Source organism: Anaerolineaceae bacterium oral taxon 439 (assembly GCA_001717545.1).
Classification (GTDB): Bacteria; Chloroflexota; Anaerolineae; order Anaerolineales; family Anaerolineaceae; genus Flexilinea.
In genome coordinates, this window is the sequence record CP017039.1 from 1,644,186 (window position 1) to 1,667,869 (window position 23,684).

Below are 23,684 nucleotides of genomic sequence, written 5' to 3' on the forward strand. Positions count from 1 at the left end.
GCGGGTATTCCATGAAATCTATGATAAAGAAGTTGACAGCTAAGCGTGAGGCAAGTGTTGCTTTAATTACGGTTTTGGCTGCGTTGATCACCGGTTTATTCCAACCCAAATTTTTTAGTATCAGCAATCTACGGTCGCTTGCGATAGGGCTCTCGACGGATGGAATCCTTGCAATCGCGCTGACGATTGTTCTTGTCCTCGGCGGTATTGAGCTTTCGGTGGGGTCTGTTATGGCTCTTTCTTGCGTGTTGGTCGGTTGGACGTTCTTAATAACGGATAATATTCTTTTTGGAATAATTGCTTCTCTTACCGTCGGAATTGGAATCGGTTTGTTTAATGGTTTGATGATCAGTAAATTAGATTTGCCTCCTTTTATTGTGACGCTTGGGATGCAGAGCCTAGCAAAAGGAGCGGCTTATATTTTTACGGAAGGTTCCCCTCTAAGTATGGGCGGTCTTCCTCAGTGGTTCAGGACGCTTGGGCGAGGATCTGTATTTAATATTCCGATTATTTTTATTATCTTTATGGTTCTGGCTGTGATTTTTGATCTTTTAATGAAAAATATCACTACATTCCGAATGATTTTTTATGTTGGAAGCAATGAAAACGCGGCAAAGCTTTCCGGTATTAACGTTTCTGAAGTGAAGGTTGGTGTGTACATGCTTTCCGCTTTACTCGCAACGCTCACAGGAATTCTAAGCTTGTCCCGATTTAATGTCGCGACGCCGACGCTTGGCACGATGGCTGAAACGCGTGCTATTTCTGCTGCAGTTATTGGCGGAACGAGTATGGCTGGTGGGGTTGGAACTGTTGTGGGTACTGTTCTCGGTGTCGTTTTATTAAACATAATTAATAATGCACTTGTAATGCTGAACGTATCGGTTTATTGGCAGGATTTCGTGACTGGCGCAATTCTTATCCTTGCGGTAACGCTCGATTATGTCTCTCATAGAAAAAAATAGTTTATTCGTGGAATAATGCCGAAATTCTTCGGCAGGTAAATAAAATAAGGAGTTGTGATGAAAAGAAATGTATATTTGTCGGTTGTTATCTTAGCTACAATGTTGCTTGTCATGATTGCGCCGGTTTTAGCTCAAGAGAGCGTTCTTACCGGGGCTCCGGATGAGGAATACTACATGATTTCATTTTTGTCCGGAATCGATTATTGGAAGACCTGCTTTCAGGGTTTCGAAGATTCCGCCAGGAATCACGGTGTGAAGGTTTTTTATACGGGCGATGCCAGCGCTGACGTTGCTAAGCAGGTCTCAGTCTTTGAACAAGTAGTCGCGAAGAACCCGAAGGGGATTGCCGTTACCTGCGTTAATGCTGATGCGCTGGTTGATCCGATTAATGATGCAATTTCAAAGGGGATTCAAGTTGTTACCTTTGATTCAGATTCCCCGAACAGTCAACGCGCTTCGTATCTTTCGACAGGGAACGAAGCCGTTGGCGCTCGGGCAGCTCATTATTTCGCCGATATAGTTCCTGATGGGAAAATCGCGCTGCTCTATACAGTTGGTGCTGAAAATTCGGAAGCAAGGGTTGACGGGTTTGAGAATGAAATTGTGGCCGCAGGATTGAATATAGAGGTCGCAGCAAAAGTTAATGATAAGGGGGATCAGATCGAAGCTACGAAAAATATGGCCGCTGCTCTGCAGGCGGACCCGTCGATTAACGCCGTTTTCTGTATGGATGGGGTCGCCGGTGTGGCTGGCCCTACGGCTGTCATGGAGGCTGGTCGGGACGATATAAAGGTTGTTGCTTTCGATACGGATTCTGCAGTGCTGGATATGGTAAAAAATGGCGAGATTATGGCTACGGTTGCGCAAGGTACATATTCTATGGGGTATTGGTCTATGGAGTTCTTGTTTAGTTTAGCGCATGACTTGTCAAAATCGGCGCTGCCAACTTTCGTTGATACCGGCGTCACTTTTGTCGAATCCGACACGGTCGATCGTTACTATGTAAGATAATAAAATCTGAACGAGGATGCCCTGTCGCAGGCGACGAAAGGGGCATCCTCGAATGAATTTTTCGGAGATGCTAAATTTATAAGAATGATGATTGGATTACGGGATAAGTTATGATTAATAATTTTTTGTATGAGCAGACGACTAAAATTCTTTTTGGCGTTGGAACCTTCAATCGCATTGGAATCGAAACGGCGAAATTTGGCAGGCGCGTTTTGCTGGTTACTGAATCGGATAAGCCGCCTCTCGCGGTCGTTTATGATAAAGCTGAAGCACTATTGAAAAAAGAAAACTTGGAAGTTTTTCGATTTACAGGCGTGATCCCGAACCCAACAACTGAAAGTATTAACCTGGGGACAGAAATCGCGCGAAAACAGAAAATTGACGTCGTCGTAGGAATTGGCGGCGGCTCTGCATTGGATACGGCCAAAGCGATAGCTGTGTCCGCAGTAAATGAGGGGCAAGCATGGGATTTTCTTTTTTATAAGAAACCTCAGCCGCAGCGGACATTGCCGACAATTGCCGTCACGACGACTTCTGGTACGGGTTCGCAAGTAACTCAGGTTGCAGTGATGACCGAAACCGTGACAAGGACAAAAAGCGCAATCTACAATAATCTTATTTTTCCCAAAGCTGCTGTGATCGATCCAGAACTAATGGCGACAATTCCCGCGCATATTACTGCGTCTACCGGTTTTGACGCTTTCGCTCATTCTTTTGAGAGTTATTTAAATATAAATAGTTCCGTTTACACAGATATGGTTGCGTTAGAAGGCATCAAAAACTGTGTAAAGTTTTTAGAGCGTGCTGTTAACCATGGGGACGATCTCGACGCTCGAACAGGCATGGCTTGGGCCGATCTTTGCGGCGGACTTGCTATTGCGAACGCAGGCGTTACATTGCCGCATGGTATTGGTATGACGATAAGCGGATACTGCCCGCATATTATGCATGGCGAAAGTCTTGCGTTAACCTACCCGTCTTTTACCCGGTTTACGTTTCCTTACGCGGTTCAAAAATTTGCACAGGTCGCAAGGTTATTTAATCCGGGTTATTCGTCTGAAACGGATTTGAAAGCTGCAGAACTGTGCTGTGAGGAAATTGATATTTTTCTGAAAAAAATTGGCATGTGGCTGGGATTCAAAGAATTTGGTGTTGATCGACATACGCTTCGGGAGATCGCAAACCGGAGTCACGATTTACCGGATTATAAAGCAAATCCGGTGATCGCTGACATCGACGAAATCTATCGTCAGCTTCAAGTGGGCCTCGATCGTACGTAAAAAATGCGCATCCGTCTTGGCGGATGCACAACAACAGGTTGCGGACACTGGTCGTTTTCCGCAGACGGCTCAGGCGTGGCGAAGCCTGGCAATAAACGAACCGCGGACATCCGTCCGCGGTTCGCATTCGGCTCAAAAAACAGGATTGAACTTAGGTTTATTTCAGGTACTGATCGACGTTATCCTTTGTGACCAGGACGAACGGGATCACCGGCGCTTTATCGAATTCGCGCCCTTCAATCGCCGCTTTAATAACGTCGATCCCGGCGGCGAGCTGTCCCACGCCGTCCTGAAGGACGGTCGCGCCTAATTCGCCGTTCTTGACCATCTGAAGCGGGTTCTGGTTGCCGTCGACGCCGACGCAGACGATATCGCTGCGCCCGGCATCGTTCGCGGCACGCTGCGCAGCGGAGGACATATCATCGTTATCCGCGATAACGGCGACGAGCTCTTCGCCATACTGGGCGATCGCGTCGGTCGTCGCGTTGGCGGCCTTATCGCCGGACCACTGCGTATCGGGTTCGCCGACCATCTCGAATTCCGGATGCTTCTCCATGACTTCCATGATCCCCTGTCCGCGTTCGATCTGCGCAGAGTTGCCGAGAATACCGGTGCAGTGAATATATTTTCCGCCGTTCGGGACGTTCTTGATGACCCAGTCCGCCAGCATGCGGCCGGCCTCAACGTCGTTCGAACCGCAATAAGCGATCGCTTTTTCGTCGGTGCTGACGGTTTTGGAATTGACGACGATAACCTTGACGCCCTGATCGACGAGCTTCGTGACCGCCGGGTCGGAAGCTTCGGATTCGGCCGGGAGGATGATCACGTAATCGGCGCCCTTGGTGATGCATTCGTCCGCGCGGTCGATCTGCTTATTCGGGTCGGTTTCGCCGTCTAAAACGCCGGTCCAGTCGTCAATCACGCCGTCTTTTTTCATCTGCTCGATCGTCGTTTCAGCGTAAGCGTTGATCGGCGCATGGAACGGGTCGGTCAGGTTCTTCGAAATATAGCCGACGACAATCTTGCCGTCGCCGTTGACGTCGCCCGGCTTGGCCGCGGGGCCGGCGTCAGAGCTCGCCGGGGCCGAATCCCCGGCGGGTTTTTCGCCCTTCCCGCCGCAGGCGGCCAGGCTGAGCGCCAGAACTAATACGAGTAAAATACCGATGAACTTCTTGAACATATGATTTGTACCTTTCTGGTTTATTGATTCTTTTTATTCATCAGCATGTCTAACAGCACGGCTCCGACGATGACGCTGCCTTTGACGATCGACTGATAGTAGGACGAAACGCCGATCAGGTTCATGCCGTTATAGATAAAGCCGATGATAAAAATTCCCATTAAGACGCCGGGAATCGTCGCGATCCCGCCGGCGAAGGATGTCCCGCCGAGAACGCAGGCAGCAACAGCGTCAGTTTCGTAGCCAATTCCAATATTGGACTGGGCGGATCCGGTTTTCGCCGTAAAGATAATCGCCGCGATCCCGGCGAGAAGTCCGCTGACCGTGTACACGCCGACTTTTGTCTTGAATTCGCTGACGCCGGAAGCGATCGCCGCGTTGACGTTCCCGCCGACGGCGAAAATATAACGCCCGAAAACGGTCCAATGCATCAGCAGGTAGACGATGATTGTAACAACGAAAAGCATGACAATCGGGACCGGGATACCGAAGAGTTTATTCGAATAGATTCCCTTAAAAGCGTCGCTGGTTAATGAAATGGCTTTCCCGGAGCTGATAACCTGCGACAGTCCGCGAATGATCAACTGTGTTGACAGGGTGACGACGAACGGGAACATGTTGAACTTCGCGATCAGGATCCCGTTCAGGCAGCCGAACGCGGTAGAGACCAGCAGCGCGATAAAACATGCCAGCCAGATATTCATGTTCATGTTTGTGATCGTCTGTCCCAGGACGCAGCTCGTCAGCGCCAGCTGCGCGCCGACCGATAAATCGATCCCGCCGGTTGTAATCGCCAGGCACATACCGTAGGCGATCATGCCGTTAATCGAAACCTGCGCTGCGACGTTGATGAAATTGACTTTCGTCGCGAACCTTGGCTCCATGATCCCGATTCCGATCATCATAATCAGCAGGACGGCGCCGATCCCGTAATTCCCCATGAAACGCCGAAACGCATCGTTATTCTTTTTTACCAATGTGTTTTTTTCTGTCATTTGCTTTACCCCGCAACGTCTCCAAAAGCCTTCGCTAAAATATCTTTTTCTGTAACTGATTCGGAAAGAATATCCGATCGGGAAACTTCGCCGCTGATCCGACCCTCGTGATAGACGAGAACGCGGTCGCTCATGCTCATGACCTCCGGGAGCTCCGATGAGATCATGATAACCGCCATCCCTTTCGCCGCAAACTGGCACATCAGCGCATGGATTTCGGCCTTCGCCCCGACGTCGACGCCGCGGGTCGGCTCGTCCAGGATTAGCAGCTTCGGATTCGCCATGATCCATTTCGAGATTACGACTTTCTGCTGGTTCCCGCCGCTGAGCGAATAGGCGGTGTGCTCGATACTGGCTGCCTTAACCGTCAGCCGCTTCGCGACGTCTTCGCATTCGCGTTTTTCGCGTACCTGGTCGATGAGCAGGCCGCGCTGATGTTTCGGGAGGTTTGGAAGCGAAATATTTTCGCGCAGCGATCGGAGAAGGCAGAGCCCGTAGTTCTTGCGGTCCTCGTTGACCATGCAGATTCCTTTCGCGATCGCGTCGGAAGGCGATTTAATCCGGATTTCCTTCCCGTCCAGATACATCTTCCCGGATTCCAGCGGATCGAGCCCAAAAATAGCCCGCATCGTTTCGCTTCGTCCCGACCCAACCAGTCCGGCGATGCCTAAAATCTCGCCGGCATGAACTTTAAAGTTGACGTCTGAGAAGCCTTTGCCGCTGAGATCCTTCGCTTCAAAAACGACATTCCCGATTTCACAGTCGGCCTTTGGAAAAATGTTTTCTACTTTTCGCCCGACCATCATCGCGATCAGGTCATGCTTCGTAACTTCGGCGAGTGGACGCGAATCGATAAACATACCGTCGCGGAAAACGGATACCTGATCGCAGATATCAAAAATCTCATTCATCCGGTGCGAAATGTAGATGATTGCGACGCCTTTGGCCCGGAGGTTTTTGATGACGCGGAAAAGATGGTCGGTTTCTTCGCTGTCCAGCGAGGATGTCGGCTCGTCCATGATAATCAGGCGCGCGTCGGAGGAAACGGCTTTGATAATCTCGATCATCTGGACCTGAGCCAGCGTCAATTCCTTAATCAGCGTCGTAGCTTGATAGGGAAAATCAAATTGCCGAAGGATTTCGTTTGCCCGATCGTTCTGTTTCCGTTTGTTCAGGAAAATTCCGCCAACCGTGTCTTCGCGCTTCAGGAAGATATTTTCCGCGATGGAAAGATGCGGTTCGGGGTTGAGCTCCTGATGAATCATGGCGATTCCCGCTTTAATCGCGTCGACCGGGCCCTTCGCCTGATAAGGTTTTCCCTCGAAGAACATCTCGCCCTTATCCTGCTTGTACAGTCCGATCACGATTTTCATCAGCGTCGATTTACCCGCTCCGTTCTCGCCCATTAACGCATGAACCTCGCCGGGGCGGACTTGCAGCTGTACGTCTTTAAGCGCCTGCGTTCCGCCGAACGCTTTGCTGATGCCTTTGCAGTTGAGAATGAATTCCTGTTCGTTTACCGCCAACTTGCGCCCTCCTTCATGTTTGAACGTCTAAAATCGCTGGCGCGCAGGTATATTTTCTTTGAATCTGAACGCCTCTGCGCGCCGAATAGGTTTGAGAAAACGTTTCCTTAGTTTTCGCGAACGCTTTTCTGATCGTGTTTTCTTTCGCTCCTGTCCTTTCGGCTATGGTATTCTTTTCCTGTACGCAAAAATCTAACACTTGCACGGGGTGCTTATTTCGCTGCGTTCAACTTACGTATATTCTTTTTGAAAACTCTAAGCTTAAGTTTAGGGCCTAACTGCAGGTTTGTCAAGGTTGAATTTATCTTCAATTTGAATATTTTTATAAGATGTAAAATGGTAAAATATATCTTTTTGTATGTTTCGCTGGCGGGTGGTGAACTCCGTCTCTTTGCATTTCCGGCGGCGATGGGTATACTAAGCGTATCAACGCTGGGAATGACGATCCCGCGACCAGAAAGGAATTGCCCATGCGAAGCTCTGAATTTCCTGAAACGTCTCTGGCGGAGCCGTCTGGCGATGTGGAAAACCCGACGGGAGCGATCGACGCCGTCGTTGCCGGATTGATCTGCCTGGACTTCACCCCGGTCTTCGATCATCCGCCGATCAGCCGGATGTCAGAGATTTTTCGCCCCGCCAGTACGGTAATCGTCAGGCAGGCGGTTATGAATCCAGGCGGCTGCGTTTCGAATACAGGGCTGGCCATGTCCCATTTCGGCGCGAAAACCGCGCTGGTCGCGAAGATCGGGAAAGACGCGTTCGGCGATCGGATTTTCAACCATATCGCGCGGTACACATCGACGGACTATTTGCTGTATTCGGAAGAGGGCACGGCGTATTCGGTCGTTCTCGCGCCGCCTGGGATCGACCGCATGTTTCTGCACTGCCCCGCGGGGAACGATACTTTTTCCGCGGACGATATTGATTACAGTCTGGTATCCCGGGCCAGGCTTTTTCATTTCGGTTATCCGACGATTATGAAACGGATGTATGAGCAGGGCGGCGAAGAATTGACGCGCATGTACGCTCGGGTGAAAGCGCTTGGCGTTACGACGTCGCTTGACAGCTGTGGAATTGATCCGCTGTCGCCGGTTGGGCGGATTAACTGGGAATTGATCTTAGAGCGAACGATCCCGTTCGTTGATATTTTCATGCCGAGCGCGGAAGAGCTCTGTTACATGCTTGACCGGGAGCGCCTGAGGGACTGGAAAGAGCGCGCCGGAGGCGGGGACGTCTGTACGATCCTTGAAGAAGGCGACGTCCGGACGCTGGCGGCGCGGCTGCTTGCGTTGGGCGCCGGGGTTGTTTGCGTGAAATGCGGCGCGTGCGGATATTACGTCGCGGCCGGGACGGAAGAGCGGCTGGCGTCGGTTGGAAAAGAGCTCGCCGCGACGCTGCGGCCTTGGAATGGCCTGCGGCATTTTGAAGCCAGCTACAAGCCGGATCGCGTGCTGTCTTCGCTGGGCGCGGGAGATGTCAGCATTGCAGCGTTCCTGACGTCTCTGCTTGACGGATGCGATTGGCGGACTTGCGTTCGCCGCGCGGTAGCGGCCGGAGCTGCCTGCGTCGAGTCATACTCGGTATTGGACGGGCTCCCGACGCTGGCGGCGTTGGAAGACCGAATCGCGGCGGGTTGGGAAAAGAACGACGTCTGAATAAATCCGCGATTCGGTCGGAACCTTGAAAATCGTCAGACGCAGGTGTAGCAGCCGTCGACGATAACGTCGCTTCCGCTCGTATATCCCGAAGCCGGACTCGCCAGGTACAGGACCGGCGGAATGAGTTCTTCCGGATTTCCCATTCGGTGCATCGGGATCAGCGGCATCCAGGCGTCTTTGAGCTCCTGCGGCGTATCGACGGACATCGGCGTCGCGATATAGCCGGGGCTGAGGCTGTTGACGCGGACGCCGCTTTCCGCCCATTCGGCCGCCAGCGAGCGCGTCATGTGGATCACGGCGGCTTTGGAAGCATTATAGGAGCACTGCCATTGCGGCACGTTGCAGATTGACCCGGACATCGACGCCATATTGATGATACTGCCTTTAATGCCGTTGTCGATCATGATTTTTCCCGCCGCGCGGCACATGATAAATTCGCCGGTCAGGTTGCAGTCGACTACCTGACGGAATTCTTCGATCGTCGCTTCGAACGTTCCCTGATGCATGCAGATCCCTGCGTTGTTGAATACGACGTCGATCGATCCCGATCGTTTCATGATCTCGGCGAGCGCCTTATCGACGTCCGATTCGACCGTCACGTCGCAACGAAGATCGTAGGCTTTCCCGCCGATCTCTTCGATCTTTTTGACCGTTTCGCCGGCGCCGCTTCGGCTTAGAATAACGATTTCAGCGCCGGCCCTGGCCAGGCCGATTGCGACGATTTGCCCGATTCCTCGTCCGCCGCCGGTAACGACGGCGACTTTCCCGGCTAATCCGAATAACTCATCTAAATAGGACATTCATGAACCTTTCTGTTTTCCGGAATCCGTCCGAGGTTATTCCTGAACGTTGATAATAACTTTCAGGGTTGAATCCCGGTTCTCATCGATAAATTGATACGCGTCCGCGAATCGCTGGAACGGGTAAGTCTTCGATACCAGCGGCATCAGGCTGACTTTTTTCGCTTCGACAAGCTCGATCGCGGTAAGGTAATCCTCGCGCCGATACATCATGCTGGAATTGATATCCAGCTCATGATCATTGGCGACCGCCAGATCGACCGTCGCCATCGAGGCGAAAACGGCGACCAGAATAATGACGCTGCCTTTTCGGGCGTAGCGGATCGCCTGACCCATCGTTTCGTTGTTCCCGGCGCAGTCGTAAATCACGTCGGCTTTATCCGGCCCATAGGCTTTCGCGATCGCGTCGCCGAGGTTCTCGACGCCGGTATTGACGCAGTGATCCACGCCGCATTCGGCGGCTTTCCGCAGCCGGAAAGTGCTGATATCGGTGATCATGACCTCCGCCGCGCCCAGTCCTTTGGCCGTCTGGGCGACGAGATTCCCGATCGGACCCGCGCCTAAAACGACGATCTTCTTCCCGGTCACGTCGCCCGCCTGCCGGATTGCATGGACGGCGACCGCCAACGGCTCAATCATCGCCCCTTCAACCAGGCTCACGCCGTCGGGAAGCGCGACAGCTTTTTCGGCTTCCGTTGCGAAGAATTGCGACGCCATGCCGGTCGTCTGGAATCCCATGACTTTAAGCTCTTCGCATAGGTTATATTTCCCGTTGCGGCAGGGGTAACATTTTCCGCAGACGACCTGCGGTTGGACGGTTACTTTCTGGCCGGGCTTGAAATCCGCGACGTCAGCGCCGACCGCGACGATTTCGCCCGAGACTTCGTGCCCCTGCGTAACCGGGTAAGAGGTGAACGGGTGCTTTCCGTGGTTGACGTGGATATCCGAACCGCAGATTCCAATATGCATCATTTTAATCAAGACCTGATTTGCGTTGATCTCAGGAACCGGGATTTCGCGGAACTCGATTTTTCCCGGAGCCGTCATAACTTGCTGAAGCATGTGATTTCCTTCCTTTCTTAATCTGTATAGAGTATTAAATGAATTCGGAGCGCGGTCAGGCTGAGCCGCGAAACGGTTTGACCCGACGGAACCGGCGCTTTTCGTTTTGGGGAACGTCGAACAAGTTCATTATATTTAGGTTCCGACGGCGTGTCAATCCGCGCGCGGGCGACGGCCGGACGGACGCTCGGGTTCCGTTTTTACAGGAGCCGCACGCAAAAATCAATAAAAACGTGATAAAAATCACGGAATTCTTTATAATTCCGTGACAGGAGAGAGTTATGGAGCGATCGATTTTAAGGGATTTAAAAAACTGGAAGACTTCGCCATATCGGAAGCCGCTGCTTCTGACCGGGATCCGTCAGGTTGGGAAGACCTGGCTGCTTAAAGAGTTTGGCCGACGTTCGTATGAAAACGTTGCGTATTTTAACTTTGATGAGCACGAGGAATATCAGCAGTTCTTTGAAACGACGAAAGATGCGGACCGAATTCTGCAGAACCTGCGGATGATCAGCGGGCAGGAAATCGTTCCTGAAAGGACGCTCGTTGTTTTTGATGAAATTCAGGAATGTTCGAATGCGATTAATGCGTTAAAGTATTTTTGCGAAAACGCTCCGACGGTTCATGTCGCCTGCGCAGGTTCGCTTTCAGGCGTCGCTTTAGCGAGACCGTCTTCGTTTCCGGTCGGGAAGGTTTCCTTCCTGCATGTTCCGCCGATGACATTTTCGGAGTTTTTACTGGCGAATCAGGACCTGTCGCTTGCGGCGTATGTGGACATGGTTGAAGAGCTTGAGCCGATTCCGGACGCATTTTATAATCCGTTGGTCGAGAAATTGAAAATGTACTACGTTACCGGCGGAATGCCTGAGCCGGTACTGATGTGGACCCGGGAGAAATCGGTGGGCGCGATGCAGGCTGCGTTATCCGGAATTCTCAGCGCTTATGAACGCGATTTCGCGAAATATCCTGAGGTTAAGGAGTATCCGAAGATTTCGCTCGTTTGGAAATCGATCCCATCACAATTAGCGCGGGAGAACAGGAAATTCTTATATCAGGTCGTTAAGGATGGCGCGCGTGCCAGAGAATACGAGAGCGCGATTCAGTGGCTGACGGACGCGGGTCTGGCGATTAAAATATTCCGCAGCGCTGCGCCTGGGCTGCCGATTTCTGCGTATGACGATCTTTCTTCCTTCAAGATATACTTACCGGACGTCGGGCTCCTTCGGCGTATGGCTCATCTCGCGCCGTCCGCGTTCGGAGAAGGGAACCGGCTTTTTACCGAATTTAAAGGCGCGCTGACGGAAAATTACGTGCTTCAGTCGCTGATGAATCAGTTTGAAGTCGTGCCGCGTTACTGGTCGCAGGCGAATCCGCCATATGAGGTTGATTTTCTGATTCAGCGTGAGAACGATGTTATTCCGGTGGAGGTTAAAGCTGAAAGGAACCTGCGGAGTCGAAGCCTGAAAAAATATAAGGAGCTGTTCGGAGATCAGGTCAGGCTTCGCGTTCGTTTTTCGTTGGAGAATCTAAAACTTGATGACGATTTGCTGAATATCCCGTTGTTCATGGCGGATCAGGCGGATCGGTTGATCGGGTTGGCGCTGCAAGTGGCCCCGAAGCGATAAAAAAAACGCTCAAAAATGAGCGATTCTGATGCACCTCCAGGGAGATTCGAACTCCCGTTTTAACCTTGAAAGGGTTGCGTCCTGGTCCCCTAGACGATGGAGGCGTATGGTGCGGCGGGCTTTTTTCGTGCCTTACGCTGAATAACGGACTGTATTTTAGCAGTGCTTCCGAGCGCTGTCAAGCGATCGCTGAAATCTTATGATTCTCGCGTTCGTTGTATCAGTTGAAATGTCAGTTGTCAAAGTAAATGCACCCTGGTCAGCCATGCAGGATCAGGATGAATTCGGCTTTACGGTTCTGAACTTTGGCATGGATCGAAGCGACGGTCCCGGTCAGGATTGTTTCATCCGGCTGCGTCAGGTTCATTGCCAGCGTCGCCAGACGGTTCTTTCCGAACGTCGCGCCGACGGCTTTCAGGATCGCGGCCATCCGGTACGGCGTATCCATCAGGATAACCGGAACCCGGAGAAGGTTCAGCCGTTTTAACTCGGCGTTTCGTTCCCGATCGGCGCGCGGGAGGAATCCGGCGAAGTAGAATTTCTTCAGCTGCGCCGGGGTAACCGAGAGCGCCGCCATGAGCGACGAAACGCCCGGGACCGGGACGACGCGGAAGCCGGCGTCGCTGATGACTTTAACGAGCTGGGCGCCCGGGTCGGAGAAAAGCGGCGTCCCGCAGTCGGAAACGAGCGCGAGACTGGCGCCGTTCGCGATTTTCAGCAGGCATTGATCGAGCTGCTCGCTTTCGTTATGCTCGTTGAGCGTCAGGATTTCTTTCGGCTCGATTCCCAGCTTTTTTAACAGCCGCATCCCATTGCGGAATTCTTCGCAGACGAGAACGTCGGCGTCGCGGATGACGTTTATCGCGCGCAGCGTAAAATCGTCGGGGTTCCCGATCGGGGTCGATACGACGTACAGCGCGGACGGGAGCCGGCGCGGGGCGGACGTTTTATCCGGTTCGAGCGGAGAAAGGCCAGAAAGTGTGTGATGAACCATGCGGCTATTTTATCATTTTTATTGCCCGTTTCGAATTTCCCGCGTTGAGTTCGGATAAAATTTGTGCATGAAGCTTTCATCCCTCTCGAAAACGTCCCTGCTGCTGGTGGTCTGCTTTGCGGCGGATAAGGTGCTGGCGATCCTGCGGCAGCTGATCATCGCGCGGCAGTTTGGCCTGTCGGACGAGCTTGACATCTTCAATATCGCGAATAACCTGCCGGATATGCTGTTTATATTGATCAGTGGCGGAGCGATGGCGATGGTCGTGATTCCCGTTCTGACTGACGTGATTGAAAAGAAGACGATCGCGGACAGCTGGCGCGTTTTTTCGACGATTCTGAACCTGACGTTCGCCGTGTCGTTCGTCCTGGCGGCGCTGATTTGGATTTTCGCCGAACCGATCGTGACTTCGGAATTCGGGATCGCGCCCGGGTTTGGGCCAGAGTCGCGAACGAGCGTCATCCGCTTGATGCGGCTGAACCTGATTTCGACGCTGATTTTTTCGGTGAGCGGGCTGTTCATGGGCGCGCTTCAGGCGAACCGCCGCTTTCTTCTTCCGGCGATCGCGCCGCTTTTCTATAACATCGGTCAGATTTTCGGTGCGGTTGTCCTCGCCCCTGAAACCGGGCTTTCGATGGGGAGCGTCTCGCTTCCGGCGCTCGGGCTGGGGATCGTCGGGCTGGCTTACGGGGTGATTATCGGCGCTGCGATGTATTTTCTGATCCAGCTGCCGGGGCTGCTGCGCCTGGGGTTCCGCTGGTCGCCGCGTTTCGAGCTGAGCGATGAAAACGTCCGGCGCATGCTCCGGATTCTCGTTCCGCGCGTCCTGACGGTTTTCTTCGTTCAGCTGATCTTCATCTTTCGCGATAACTTCGCTTCCCGGCTCCAACCGGGCGCGGTCTCGGCGCTTTCGTATAGTTACATGTTCCAGCAGCTGCCGGAGACGCTGGTCGGGACGGCTTTGGGAACCGCGCTGCTCCCGTCGCTGTCCTTATTTATCACGGAACGGGACGCTGAGCGATTCGCGGCTGCGTTTTCGAAGACGGTCCGGCTCATTATTGCGCTGACGTTCGGGATCGCCGTGATCATGAGCGTCGGGCTGGCTCCGATCGTCGCGTTCGCGCTGAAATCAGACGGGGAGACGACCGGGATGTTCATGCGGACGCTGGCGGGCTTTCTGGCTGGACTGACGGGGCACTGCCTTCTTGAGGTCGCGAACCGTTCGTTCTACGCGCAGCAGGACGCGGCGTCGCCGTTTTTCGCGACCGTCCTGAATTTCGGACTGTTTATCGGCTTTGGCTGTCTTCTTTCGCGGACGATCGGCGTCGCGGGGATCAGTTTTTCCGATTCACTGTCGTTTACGGTTCAGGCGCTTGTCCTGATTATCTGGCTCCGTGTCGATCCGTCCGAGCGGAGCCGCCGTCTTGCGCGGCTGAATCCATTCCGGTTCCTGAATCGCGGCGCCGACGGCCCCGGATCGGTTTCGGTTCGCGTTGAACGGTCGGGAGAGACGATCCTCCGTTCGGGGCTGGGAGCGCTCTTCGCCGGGGCGCTTCTCTGGGTTTTTCTCGCGCATGGCGGGATGGTTCTTTCAAGTCTGAATTTGGGCGGCGACATGCTAAATCTGGTAAAATCGGTTTTGGGAATGACGGGCGCGCTCGTCGTTTATGCGCTCTTTATCCTTCCCGAATTGAGATTTTTGAAGACACTGTAATGAATTTCGAGGCGCGATCCTTGAAAAACGGATAGAAAGACAGGACGAAAACGATGAATGAAAATCAATCGAATCAGCTTCCAAACGCAGGGATGACGCCGAATCCGGGCCAACCCTATCCTCAGGGAACGAATCCCGGACAGGGATATTATCCAGGCGCGCAGCCGCCCTATCCGCAGCCGCAAGGCGGCGCCGTCCGCCCAGGCTATCCTCCTCAGGGCGCCCCCAATTATCGGGCTCCGCAAAGCGGGCAGAATCCGCCTTCTCCCCGACCGCAGCCGGGCGCGGTTCCGCCGCAGCCTCATCCGGGCGTTAAGGCGCCGGGCGCGCGGCAGCAGAAAGCGCCGAAACCGAAGAAGCCGCGCGGCGACGCGTTTGGACGATGGGTCTTGTTGGGTATTTTAATTTTCCTGCTCCTGATCTCCGGCGGAGCGGTTCTCGGCTATAACACGGCGATCAGCGCGCGTCAGGCGGAGGAAAACAGGCAGAAAATTCAAGCTGCGTCGCAGCAGTATCAATTAGCGCTTCAGGATATTGCGAACGAGAAGTACGAAAACGCCAGCAAGCGTCTGGAATGGGTCATCGGCGTCGATCCGAATTACCCCGGAGCGAGCGAGAAATTCATGGAGGTGCAGGTCGCGCTCTTCCCGAAGGCGACGCCTACGCCGATGATGACGTTTACGCCTGAGCCGACGGCGACGCCGGATCTCCGCGGCGAAGCCGACATGCTCAATTCGGCCCGTTCGCTGATGGCCGCGAAGGACTGGAAGGGGGCGATCGATTCGCTGAACGCGCTTCGCGATAAGAATCTGGAATTCGAATCGCTGACGGTCGACGGAATGTATTATATTTCGTTGCGCTACCTCGGGATCCAGGAGATCGGCGACGGGTACCTCGAACCGGGGATTTATAAGATTACGCTGGCGGAGGCGTTTGGTCCGATCGATTTCGAGGCGAATAATTCGCGGCTGGCGGCGCGGAGCTATCTTGCCGGCGCGGGCTTCTGGGAAATCAACTGGGAAAAGGCGCTGAATTATTACTCAAACGCGTATCAGTCGAACCCTTACATGTACGATCGGAGTTCGGGAAAAACGGCGCAGCAGCGCTACGTCGAAGCGTCCTATCGCTACGCGGACCAGATTATTGAGACGAACGAGAGCGGTTCGGACGCGTACTGCTCGGCGCGGGACTATTACGTTCAGAGCCTTTCTATTTCGCTGGATGACGCGGTCGCGGCGACGGCTACCGCGGTTCAGCTGGCCTGCGAACCGCCGACGGCGATTCCGGACGTTCCGTCCGCTCCTCCGGAAATGATCGAGACGCCGACGCTTCTCGGAGAAGCTCCGGCCGAAGTTCCGACGGAAGAACCGATCATTCCGCCTGCGCCGGAGGTTCCGACGGCTGAAGCCGCGCCGATCGCGCCGTAAACGGAAGGTGGCGGGGGGTAAGCCAATCCGGGTTATTCTTTCTTTGGAGTGGTGAACCCAGCGTTAATATTTTGCGCATGAAAATCGGCGCGGAAGCGCTTGCGGCCTGGATTGGCCAACGGCTTCCGCGCTGTTTTTGCGTATATGCTGCGAAGGCGGGCCCGACTGCGCCACGATTTATATCGGGATCGGGCCCGGAAGGCCGTCGCGGGTCAGGCGATTTTTCCGCTCAGGTCGTAATCCAGCGCGCTGTGGACCCTGACCGGGACGATATCCCCGATTTCGGCGACGCCTTCGGCGAAGACGAAGCCGTCGATCTCCGGCGCGTCGCGATATGAACGCCCCACGTACATGCCGCGCTCCTTCCCCTCGATCAGGGCGTCGATCGTCTTTCCGACGAACGCACGGTTGATCTTGCGGCTGATTTTCTGCTGAACGGACATGAGCTGATCCGCGCGCGCCTGTTTGACGTCCGCAGGGACATCGTCGGGAAGCGCGGCGCTCGGCGTTCCCGCTTCCTGATAATACGGGAAAACGCCGACGCGGTCGAATTGCATTTCTTCGATAAAATCGAGAAGCGTTTTGAACGAGGCGTCGGTCTCGCCCGGGAAGCCGGTAATAAACGTTGAGCGGATCGCGATCCCCGGGACGCGCGTCCGCAGCTTTTCAACCGTCCGCCGGACCCACTCGACGTCGTCGGGCCGGTTCATCGCTTTCAGTATTCTGGGGTCGGCATGCTGGAGCGGGATATCCAGGTATGGGAGCAGGCGTTCGTTTTCCGCCATTAAATCGATCAGGCGGTCGGACACGATCCCCGGAAAGGCGTAAAGAATTCGGATCCAGGAAACGGCGGGCGCGGCGGCGCTGATTCTTTCGATCAGGCCCGGAAGCGCGTCGCTTTCGCCGCGGTCGCGTCCGTACGCGGTCGAATCCTGCGCGATGAGGATGATTTCACGGGTCCCGGCTTTTTCGAGTTCCCGCGCGTCGCGGCAGATTTCAGCGACGGACCGGCTCTGCCATTTTCCTTTGATTAATGGAATCGCGCAGAACGCGCAGTTCCGCGAACAGCCGTCGGCAATTTTCAGGTAAGCGGAGGGACCCTGCGGCGCGACGGCGGCTTCCGGGATATCCCCCGGCGTTTTTTTCAGCGTCAGGCTCCGATCGAGCGATCCGACCAGCGTCAGGATATTCCGGAGCGAACGCGTCCCGAGGATCCCGTCGACGCCGGGGCAGCGTACCCGGATTTCGTCGCTGAATTTCTCCGCCATGCAGCCGACCGCGAGGAGGAACTGGCCCCGTTTCCGGATCCCGTCGAGCTCGTTCAGCGATTTGACCGCCTCGTCGCGCGCGGGCTTAATAAAGCCACAGGTGTTGACGATCAGGAACTGCGCTTTTTGGGGGTTGACTTCGAATTGAAAGCCTGCCCGGATCAGGATTTGGGCCATGACGTTCGAGTCGACGGTATTTTTTGCGCAGCCTAAAGAGTAGAGATAGAAGGTTTTCTTTTGCATAGTCTCCGGAATTTCCTGTGGTTAAGAGGAGCTAAGGTATATACGGCGTAATCGTCGCGGTGGGCGTCGAGGCGTTGGACGGGGCAGTGGCCGTCGGTTCGATCGTCGCGGTCGGCGTCGGCGAAAGCGCGGGCGTCGACGTTTGGATATAGCCTTCGGAAAAAGCGATCTTCTTGACTTCGGCGTATCCGCCGAGCGAGCCTAAATTCCGATTGTTATACTGGATCCGGAGCGCGGAAGCGTTTCCGGTTTCGACTTCGACGACCTGGTTCCCACTGAACGAGTAGGTCATGGCCGGTTCAGTCCGTCCGACGAAGACGACGGTTCCGTCGGACGTTACTTTCAGGAACGCGCGCTGGTTGCTCTCGATCAGGATTTGGATCGCGCCGTCAAGCGGGGCGAGCGTCGGCGTATCCGTAAGAAGCGGCTCGACGTCTTCGGCTCCGTCCAGATCGCTGACGCCGACGAACGATTCCGGTTCGGGCAGGTTCTCGTCGATCAGCGCGCCCGAATTCAACGCTTCAGCAGTCGGGATCGCGGTCGGAGGAGGCGGCGTCGCGGTCGCGGCGACGATCCCGGTCTGCGCCAGCTGAACGTACGCCTGGACCTCGGTCTCTTTCAGCGCTTCTTTCTCGCGGTAAGCCGGGATCGTGATCAGGCTGTAAATCGCGAGGAAAAAGACGGCGAGGATAACGGTCGCCCCGATAAAGAGGTCCGGGGTAAAAAAGCGCGAGAGTCTCCCGGCTTTCCGGACCTGAGGCGTTTTTTTGACGTTCTTTGTGGGAAAAATCCGGGCGGCGGACTGGAGCTGGAGCGCGTTAGCGAACTGGATCATGACGGCTTCGGTATCCAGGTTCAGGAAATTCGCGTAGCTATTCAAGATGCCGCGCGCCTGAACCGAAGATTCAAGTTCGCTGAATTTCCCCTCTTCGAGACGTTCGAGGTAATCGGCGCGAACGTTGGTATAGGCTTCGGCGTCTTCCCGCGTCAGCCCGAGCAGCTCACGCCGTTCCCGCAGCTGTTCGCCGATCTGATCGTAGATCGATTGCGCGGGCGAGACCGGCTCGGCGGACGGAACGGGACGCTGACTTTCGTCTGGTTTTTTCCTGAGCTTCTTCCAGATCGCGCCGGGCCGCTTTGGTGCGTTTGGGGAGGAGCCCGGCGCGTCTTCGCTTCCCGTGGACGGCGTTTCGTTCGGAAGCGGCGAATCCCAGATCGCGAGGACGCTTTCCGGATCGAGTTTCAGGTAATGCGCGAACATGCGGACGAATCCCCGCCCCTGAACCGGAGAGGGCAGGATTTCCGATCGCCCGTTTTCGATCGCCTGAAGGTAGGTGACGCGGATATGCAGGTCGCTTGAAACCTTTTCCAAACGGATTCCCTGCCGTTCGCGCGCGTCACGGATCATTTTCCCCGCGTCTTTAAACATATACAAAATTATAAAAGGTCAGCGCGAAAAAAGGCGGCTGCGGCTCGCGATTCAGGGACGGCGCTTAAAAACGACGAGCGCCGTTACGACGCCCGCGTTTGCCTGTAAATTGGATTTGATTCCGGAGGGGTTCGGTTCGTTATTCGGCGTTTCCGGCGGCTTCGGATTCGATTTCCGTTTCCGCTTCGGCTTCCGGCGTTTCCTCTTCGAGCTCCTGGAAAACGACTTTTTCGCCTTCGCGATGGATCAGGACGCGAACGGTCGGCGTGATATCCGCGGTCAGCCGGACGACGACCGTATGCTCTCCGAGCGTTCGGATCGGGGCGACTTCGAGGCTATGGCGATTGATATCGCAGGAAGCGAGGCGGTTGATTTCGTCGACGATCATTTGCGACGTGATCGAGCCGTAAAGCTTCCCGGTCTCACCGGCTTTCATCGGGAACGCGATCCGCAGGCCCTGGATCCGGTCGGACAGCGTCTGCATTTCGCCTTTGAGCTGTTCCCGGAGGACGTTCGCGTTCGCGCGGATCGTTTCCGCCTGATTGACGGCGGACGGCGTAGCGAGCGTTGCGTAGCCTTGCGGGATAAGGAAGTTGCGCGCGTATCCGTCGGCAACTTTTTTGATGTCGCCGGCATGACCCAGCTTATAGACATCTTTCAACAATAAAATTTTCATACGTTCAAGCCCTTTCGGTTAAATAAATCAATACTGGCGAAGGGTACAACGCCAATATATAATTCTATCAAAAATTCGATTCTCAGGGCGATTTCCGGGTTCAGTCCGTTATTCGGGCTGGGCTTCGGATCGGTGGACATAATTATAATTTATATTGGTTTGGCAGAAGGGATCCGGTGATTCTTAGATAAGTTTATGATAGCTGTTCGAAAGATCGGACGGGATCTGATATAAAAAGCGCATAGGCATGCGAAGGAGCGGAAAGATGAGAGAAGATCAAGCGAACGGACGCAGGGGGATGGAGATGGAGGTAAAAAAGCTATTGCAGGCTGCACGGCAGCAAACGACAGGGCTGAAACGAAAGAAGGTGTGGCTGTTTGGCGCGCTTGCGGCGATCGTGAGAATCACGGCGGCGGGGATGGCGCAGGCCGAAATCCGGGATTCTTACGTGGACGTACAGGTGGGGGACATTATTGAGTTCGGGTCGTACGAGCAGGACAACGATTCTTCGAATGGATCCGAACCGATTAAGTGGCGGGTACTGGAGGTGAGCGACGGGAGCGCGCTGGTGGTCAGCGAGTATGCGCTGGACGTGAAGGTTTATAATGAGGCATATGAATCGGTAACGTGGGAAACGTGTAAGCTGCGGGCGTGGCTGAACGAAGAATTTTACGATACGGCGTTTGGGATGGAGGAAAAGGCGCTGATCGCGATGACAAAGGTTGGGAACGAGGATCATCCGATGTATGGGACGAACGGTGGGAAAGATACGGAGGATTGGGTTTTCCTGCTGAGTATCGGGGAGGCGGAGAGGTATTTTGAAGACGACGAGGATCGGAGGACTTTTCCGACGGAGTATGCGATTGCGCGGGATGCGTATGTGTATAGCGACTTGGGAACCGTGTGGTGGTGGCTTCGTTCGCCGGGTTATCATGGCAGGAGCGCTGCGGAAGTTAGCTCGTTCGGCGCGCTCATCTATAATGGCGCCAGTGTCTATAACTATAAGGACGGCGTCCGTCCCGCTTTAAGAATCGAAATCGTGCCTTAGCCGATCTGCACCGTGGAAGGACGAATGGTTTGCAGATAAAAAAATAAATCTAATTGCTTTGCGCGGGCATCTGCCCTCCGGCCTCTTCACATCCGGAACGGGCCCTCCCCGCCCGCCTCATCACCGTTTTTGGCTCGCCTATGGAAAAAAACGTCGGATAATCCTATAATAATGAGGAAATTGCGCTTGCGCTGATAGGATGGATGCGAGGAATGGCAACTGTTGATTTCCAGAATATAACGAACGAAATCTTTCAAAAGGTTCAATCGTTCGAACCCAGCTATGAGATCGCCGATATCGGGATCGTCAGCGAAGTCGGCGAAGGGATCGCGCGCGTTCGCGGCTTAGATAACGTCGGGAGCCAGGAGCTCGTCGAGTTTGAAACCGGAGCGGTCGGGATCGCGTTTACGCTGGAGCAGGGGCACGTCGGCGTCATTATTTTGGGGAACTATTTGTCAATTAAGCCCGGGATGGTCGTCAAGCAGCTGAACCGGATCGCGTCGGTTCCGGTCGGCGTGCGCTTCCTCGGTCGGGTTATTAATCCGCTTGGCGAGCCGATCGACGGGAAAGGCTCGATTCAGTCGGAAGCGTTTTATCCGATCGAGCGTCCCGCCCCCGAAATTAATCAGCGGGCGAACGTCGATACCCCGCTTCAGACTGGAATTAAAGCGATCGACGCGATGATCCCGATTGGCCGGGGCCAGCGCGAGCTGATTATCGGCGATCGCCAGACGGGAAAGACGGCGATCGCGATCGATACGATCCTGAATCAACGTGATTCCGGCGTGAAATGCATTTACGTTGCTATCGGACAGAAGAAGTCTTCGATCGCGCAGATTATCGCCAGGCTGACCGAGCATAACGCGCTGGCGCATACGATTATTATCGTCGCCGGCGCGGACGACAACGCCGCGATGCAGTATATTGCGCCGTACGCGGGCTGCGCGATGAGCGAATATTTCATGGATCAGGGCGAGGACGTTCTGGTGATCTATGACGATCTGACGAAGCATGCCTGGGCGTACCGTCAGCTGTCGCTCCTTCTCCGCCGTCCGCCCGGGCGCGAGGCTTATCCGGGCGATCTCTTCTATCTTCATTCCCGCCTGCTCGAACGGTCGGCGAGAATGGCGAAGGAGTACGTTTTCGTCCCGGCTTCGTTCGCAGAAAAAACGGCGGAACGGAGCGACGCGGTCGACGGCGCCGTCTATCGCGGACCAATGGCTCGGAAGGAGATCGAGGCGGCGTACGAAGCCATGACGGATCGGGAGGCGCTGAAAATCGCGCCGGTCAGCCGGACCGGCGGAAGCTCGACCGCGTTCCCGATTATTGAAACGCAGCTCGGCGACGTCTCGGCGTTCGTTCCAACGAACGTTATTTCGATTACCGACGGGCAGATTTATCTCGAAGCGGGGCTTTTCAACGCCGGGATCCGGCCGGCGATTAACGTTGGGATTTCGGTTTCCCGGGTCGGCGGCTCGGCCCAGAGTCCGGCGATCCGCAGCGTTGCCGGAAGCTTGAGGCTGGACATGGCGGCTTATCATGAAATTTCGTCGTTTTCGCAGTACGGCTCGGATATTGATCCGCTGACGAAGAAGCAGCTGGATCGCGGCGAACGGCTCCAGGAGCTCCTGAAGCAGCCGCAGTATGCGCCGTATTCGCTGGGCGACGAGTATATGGTTCTGTTCGCCGGGCTGAACGGATATCTGGCGAACGTTCCGGTCCGGCGGGTTCTGGACTGGTCGCGGCAGTTCCTTACCTTCATGCATACGTCGTATTCCTCGATCGGGTACCGGATTTCCGCGACCGGAAAGGTGGACGACGTTTTGAAGAACCGGCTGGTAACCGCGTTGTCGCAGTTCGAAATGATCTACAAATAGGGCGGCAGACGCATGTCATCGTTAGCGGCGATTAAGGAACGGATTCAATCGGTTGAAGGCATCGGGCAGCTGACCCGGGCGCTTCAGGCGGTTTCTTCCAGTCAGGTCCGCCAGTTCCGCCTTTTAGCCGAGGAAACGAATCCTTATATTGGGATGATCCGCGAGGTCATCGGCGACGTCTATAACGAACGCGAGTTTTACGATGAATTTCCGGCGTTGAGCGATCCGGACGATTCGCTTCCGGTATTGATCATTTTCGTCAGCGCGGATCGCGGTTTAGCCGGAGGATATCCGGCGAACGTTTTCCAGGCGTTGACGCAGCTCGAACGGCAGATCCCGAAGCCGAAAAAGTATGTTTCGGTCGGGAAACGGGGACGGGAGATGCTGCTTCGGCGGAAGCGCGACCTGGTCGCTGACTTCAGCCAGCTTTCCAGCGCGCATAGCTTCTACGATGTATCGACGCTGGCGGAGATGGTCTCCCGCGCGTTTCAGGCGCGCGAATACGGTGAAGTCTACCTAGTATATACCGAGTATGTGTCGATGGGGAAGCTGACCCCGCGCTCGAAACGGCTGCTGCCGCTGATGGACCTGTTGAAAGAGGGCGGCGAGGCGGGAGCGGAGAAAGCGAAGGAGGCGCGCGGCGGATGTATTTTTGACGGCGATCCGCAGGAATTCGTTTTTTCGATGATGCGCCGCTGTATCCGGATGACGCTGTTCAACGCGTTTGTTTCGGCGAAAGCCTGCGAGCATACGGCGCGCATGCTGGCGATGAACCAGGCGACGGAAAATACGAAGAAGCTATTGGGCGATCTGACGTTGGAGTTTAATAACGTGCGTCAGCAATCCATCACGAACAGTATTTTAGATATCGTGACCGGGTCGAGCGCGATGATGAAGGACTGACGAAGC

General features: G+C 54.7%; 20 protein-coding genes and 1 tRNA gene. 11 read left to right on the forward strand and 10 right to left on the reverse strand.

Going from position 1 to position 23,684, the window contains the following annotated elements; genetic code table 11:
- Positions 1–11 precede the first annotated feature (11 nt).
- The 3 genes from BEQ56_07395 to BEQ56_07405 all read left to right on the forward strand — a co-directional run bounded on the left by BEQ56_07395 (position 12) and on the right by BEQ56_07405 (position 3,253).
- Positions 12–962, forward strand: a complete 951-nt coding sequence (locus BEQ56_07395; protein AOH43315.1) for an ABC transporter permease — start codon at positions 12–14, stop codon at positions 960–962.
- Positions 963–1,019: 57 nt separating this feature from the next.
- Positions 1,020–1,973 carry a hypothetical protein gene (locus BEQ56_07400; GenBank protein AOH43316.1) on the forward strand — a complete coding sequence of 318 codons (954 nt, stop codon included), beginning with the start codon at positions 1,020–1,022 and terminating at the stop codon, positions 1,971–1,973.
- 110 nt (positions 1,974–2,083) lie between these two features.
- Positions 2,084–3,253, forward strand: coding sequence for an alcohol dehydrogenase (locus tag BEQ56_07405; GenBank protein ID AOH43317.1), 1,170 nt, complete (start codon positions 2,084–2,086; stop codon positions 3,251–3,253).
- Between the two features lie 157 nt (positions 3,254–3,410).
- On the opposite strand, the gene BEQ56_07410 is transcribed toward BEQ56_07405, so the two are convergent.
- Genes BEQ56_07410 through BEQ56_07420 form a run of 3 tightly spaced genes read right to left on the reverse strand, consistent with a single transcriptional unit; the run spans position 3,411 to position 6,954 of the window.
- Positions 3,411–4,433: a hypothetical protein gene (locus BEQ56_07410; GenBank protein AOH43318.1), complete on the reverse strand. Its 1,023-nt coding sequence runs from the start codon at positions 4,431–4,433 to the stop codon at positions 3,411–3,413.
- 20 nt (positions 4,434–4,453) lie between these two features.
- Positions 4,454–5,428 (reverse strand): hypothetical protein, encoded by a 975-nt coding sequence (locus tag BEQ56_07415; GenBank protein AOH43319.1) that lies wholly within the window; start codon positions 5,426–5,428, stop codon positions 4,454–4,456.
- Positions 5,429–5,433: 5 nt separating this feature from the next.
- Positions 5,434–6,954 carry a D-xylose ABC transporter ATP-binding protein gene (locus BEQ56_07420; protein ID AOH43320.1) on the reverse strand — a complete coding sequence of 507 codons (1,521 nt, stop codon included), beginning with the start codon at positions 6,952–6,954 and terminating at the stop codon, positions 5,434–5,436.
- 542 nt (positions 6,955–7,496) lie between these two features.
- Here BEQ56_07420 and BEQ56_07425 point away from each other — a divergent pair.
- Positions 7,497–8,609 (forward strand): hypothetical protein, encoded by a 1,113-nt coding sequence (locus BEQ56_07425; protein AOH44453.1) that lies wholly within the window; start codon positions 7,497–7,499, stop codon positions 8,607–8,609.
- A gap of 35 nt (positions 8,610–8,644) precedes the next feature.
- Here BEQ56_07425 and BEQ56_07430 read toward each other — a convergent pair whose 3' ends face one another.
- Both BEQ56_07430 and BEQ56_07435 read right to left on the reverse strand, forming a co-directional pair.
- Positions 8,645–9,412 (reverse strand): short-chain dehydrogenase, encoded by a 768-nt coding sequence (locus tag BEQ56_07430; GenBank protein AOH43321.1) that lies wholly within the window; start codon positions 9,410–9,412, stop codon positions 8,645–8,647.
- A gap of 36 nt (positions 9,413–9,448) precedes the next feature.
- Entirely contained in the window at positions 9,449–10,474 is a 1,026-nt protein-coding gene (locus BEQ56_07435) for an alcohol dehydrogenase (protein AOH43322.1), read from the reverse strand.
- A gap of 38 nt (positions 10,475–10,512) precedes the next feature.
- Between BEQ56_07435 and BEQ56_07440 the strand changes: the two genes are divergently transcribed.
- The gene (locus tag BEQ56_07440; GenBank protein ID AOH43323.1) at positions 10,513–10,743 is read left to right on the forward strand and encodes a hypothetical protein; all 231 of its coding nucleotides are present in this window, start codon (positions 10,513–10,515) and stop codon (positions 10,741–10,743) included.
- Positions 10,744–10,755: 12 nt separating this feature from the next.
- Positions 10,756–12,099, forward strand: coding sequence for an ATPase (locus tag BEQ56_07445; protein ID AOH43324.1), 1,344 nt, complete (start codon positions 10,756–10,758; stop codon positions 12,097–12,099).
- Positions 12,100–12,130: 31 nt separating this feature from the next.
- Here the strand turns inward: BEQ56_07445 and BEQ56_07450 are convergent.
- Positions 12,131–12,203: transfer RNA gene (locus tag BEQ56_07450), tRNA-Glu, on the reverse strand.
- Between the two features lie 155 nt (positions 12,204–12,358).
- On the reverse strand, positions 12,359–13,015 hold the full coding sequence (locus tag BEQ56_07455) for a hypothetical protein (protein AOH44454.1): 657 nt from the start codon (positions 13,013–13,015) through the stop codon (positions 12,359–12,361).
- Between the two features lie 145 nt (positions 13,016–13,160).
- Here BEQ56_07455 and BEQ56_07460 point away from each other — a divergent pair, with 145 nt between their 5' ends.
- Complete coding sequence (locus BEQ56_07460) at positions 13,161–14,807, forward strand: murein biosynthesis integral membrane protein MurJ (GenBank protein ID AOH43325.1); 1,647 nt, start codon at positions 13,161–13,163, stop codon at positions 14,805–14,807.
- A 53-nt stretch (positions 14,808–14,860) separates the two neighbouring features.
- Positions 14,861–16,234, forward strand: a complete 1,374-nt coding sequence (locus tag BEQ56_07465; protein AOH43326.1) for a hypothetical protein — start codon at positions 14,861–14,863, stop codon at positions 16,232–16,234.
- Positions 16,235–16,446: 212 nt separating this feature from the next.
- Here the strand turns inward: BEQ56_07465 and BEQ56_07470 are convergent, their stop codons facing one another.
- From BEQ56_07470 to BEQ56_07480, 3 genes are all read right to left on the reverse strand, one after another.
- A complete protein-coding gene (locus BEQ56_07470) occupies positions 16,447–17,745 on the reverse strand; it encodes a ribosomal protein S12 methylthiotransferase RimO (GenBank protein ID AOH43327.1) in 1,299 nt (432 codons plus the stop codon).
- 31 nt (positions 17,746–17,776) lie between these two features.
- On the reverse strand, positions 17,777–19,153 hold the full coding sequence (locus BEQ56_07475) for a hypothetical protein (GenBank protein AOH43328.1): 1,377 nt from the start codon (positions 19,151–19,153) through the stop codon (positions 17,777–17,779).
- 160 nt (positions 19,154–19,313) lie between these two features.
- Complete coding sequence (locus BEQ56_07480; protein ID AOH43329.1) at positions 19,314–19,850, reverse strand: 50S ribosomal protein L9; 537 nt, start codon at positions 19,848–19,850, stop codon at positions 19,314–19,316.
- A gap of 265 nt (positions 19,851–20,115) precedes the next feature.
- On the opposite strand from BEQ56_07480, the gene BEQ56_07485 reads away from it, so the two are divergent.
- The 3 genes from BEQ56_07485 (at position 20,116) to BEQ56_07495 (ending at position 23,678) form a co-directional block, all read left to right on the forward strand.
- Positions 20,116–20,898, forward strand: a complete 783-nt coding sequence (locus BEQ56_07485; protein ID AOH43330.1) for a hypothetical protein — start codon at positions 20,116–20,118, stop codon at positions 20,896–20,898.
- 212 nt (positions 20,899–21,110) lie between these two features.
- Positions 21,111–22,775 (forward strand): F0F1 ATP synthase subunit alpha, encoded by a 1,665-nt coding sequence (locus BEQ56_07490; protein ID AOH43331.1) that lies wholly within the window; start codon positions 21,111–21,113, stop codon positions 22,773–22,775.
- Between the two features lie 12 nt (positions 22,776–22,787).
- Positions 22,788–23,678 carry an ATP synthase F1 subunit gamma gene (locus BEQ56_07495; GenBank protein AOH43332.1) on the forward strand — a complete coding sequence of 297 codons (891 nt, stop codon included), beginning with the start codon at positions 22,788–22,790 and terminating at the stop codon, positions 23,676–23,678.
- Positions 23,679–23,684: the final 6 nt, after the last annotated feature.

Excerpts from the sequence above, each read along its gene's own strand:
- BEQ56_07395 (AOH43315.1), top strand. The coding sequence starts at position 12 with ATGAAATCTATGATAAAGAAGTTGACAGCTAAGCGTGAGGCAAGTGTT.
- BEQ56_07400 (AOH43316.1), top strand. The coding sequence starts at position 1,020 with ATGAAAAGAAATGTATATTTGTCGGTTGTTATCTTAGCTACAATGTTG.
- BEQ56_07405 (AOH43317.1), top strand. The coding sequence starts at position 2,084 with ATGATTAATAATTTTTTGTATGAGCAGACGACTAAAATTCTTTTTGGC.
- BEQ56_07410 (AOH43318.1), bottom strand. The coding sequence starts at position 4,433 with ATGTTCAAGAAGTTCATCGGTATTTTACTCGTATTAGTTCTGGCGCTC.
- BEQ56_07415 (AOH43319.1), bottom strand. The coding sequence starts at position 5,428 with ATGACAGAAAAAAACACATTGGTAAAAAAGAATAACGATGCGTTTCGG.
- BEQ56_07430 (AOH43321.1), bottom strand. The coding sequence starts at position 9,412 with ATGTCCTATTTAGATGAGTTATTCGGATTAGCCGGGAAAGTCGCCGTC.
- BEQ56_07435 (AOH43322.1), bottom strand. The coding sequence starts at position 10,474 with ATGCTTCAGCAAGTTATGACGGCTCCGGGAAAAATCGAGTTCCGCGAA.
- BEQ56_07440 (AOH43323.1), top strand. The coding sequence starts at position 10,513 with ATGAATTCGGAGCGCGGTCAGGCTGAGCCGCGAAACGGTTTGACCCGA.
- BEQ56_07445 (AOH43324.1), top strand. The coding sequence starts at position 10,756 with ATGGAGCGATCGATTTTAAGGGATTTAAAAAACTGGAAGACTTCGCCA.
- BEQ56_07460 (AOH43325.1), top strand. The coding sequence starts at position 13,161 with ATGAAGCTTTCATCCCTCTCGAAAACGTCCCTGCTGCTGGTGGTCTGC.
- BEQ56_07465 (AOH43326.1), top strand. The coding sequence starts at position 14,861 with ATGAATGAAAATCAATCGAATCAGCTTCCAAACGCAGGGATGACGCCG.
- BEQ56_07470 (AOH43327.1), bottom strand. The coding sequence starts at position 17,745 with ATGCAAAAGAAAACCTTCTATCTCTACTCTTTAGGCTGCGCAAAAAAT.
- BEQ56_07475 (AOH43328.1), bottom strand. The coding sequence starts at position 19,153 with ATGATCCGTGACGCGCGCGAACGGCAGGGAATCCGTTTGGAAAAGGTT.
- BEQ56_07480 (AOH43329.1), bottom strand. The coding sequence starts at position 19,850 with ATGAAAATTTTATTGTTGAAAGATGTCTATAAGCTGGGTCATGCCGGC.
- BEQ56_07485 (AOH43330.1), top strand. The coding sequence starts at position 20,116 with ATGAGAGAAGATCAAGCGAACGGACGCAGGGGGATGGAGATGGAGGTA.
- BEQ56_07490 (AOH43331.1), top strand. The coding sequence starts at position 21,111 with ATGGCAACTGTTGATTTCCAGAATATAACGAACGAAATCTTTCAAAAG.
- BEQ56_07495 (AOH43332.1), top strand. The coding sequence starts at position 22,788 with ATGTCATCGTTAGCGGCGATTAAGGAACGGATTCAATCGGTTGAAGGC.